At 64.2% G+C, this 640-nt stretch carries 1 protein-coding gene; it reads right to left on the bottom strand.

Going from position 1 to position 640, the window contains the following annotated elements; genetic code table 11:
• Window positions 1–98 precede the first annotated feature (98 nt).
• The coding region (locus tag H7I57_RS20430) for a L,D-transpeptidase family protein (RefSeq protein ID WP_264025647.1) at window positions 99–640 on the bottom strand (542 nt) is incomplete at its 5' end.

Genomic DNA, 640 nt, shown 5'->3' on the forward strand with positions numbered 1-640 from the left:
GACAAAACCGGCAGACTGTCGACCGCACCCCTGACGCGACGATGCCGCTCGAAAACGTGAATTTCAAGCTGAAATCCGGCGCTGCCCTTCATATCTGATTACTTGGCAACGGCGATCAGCGCTCCCGGTTGCAGCCATCGCATGACCTTCACCAACGTGCCGTCGTCGATCGCCACGCACCCGGCGGTCGGACCGTCCCCGATGTGCAGGAAGAACGCGCCACCGTTCCCGGGCACTCGCTGCGGGTTGACGCCCATGACGACGGCGTACTTGTAGGGCGCGATGTCCAGGTTCTCGGTACCGCTGTCCGGGTCGGTGTCAAAGGGGCACTGCGCCTTCTTGCACACCTGCATGGTGTTGTAGGTAGGGCTCTTCACATCGCCGTCCCACCAGTGGTCCGGTGTGGTCTGGACGTATTGCAGACCCGTCCCCGGGTTGGGCGCGGTGCCGAACGCGAACGGCAACGTGAAGACGCCCATCGGGGTCTGAAGGTTGCCGTCGTGGCTCTGCGGCACCATGCCCCGGGAGCCGACATGGGCCGGGATACCCACAGCAACGGCGTCCCATCCCGCGGGGCCGCGCTGGTAGACATCCATCTTGGCCGACGAACCGCCCACGCCCACAACCGAAATTACCTGCA

Source organism: Mycolicibacterium pyrenivorans (assembly GCF_025821625.1).
GTDB lineage: Bacteria > Actinomycetota > Actinomycetes > Mycobacteriales > Mycobacteriaceae > Mycobacterium > Mycobacterium pyrenivorans.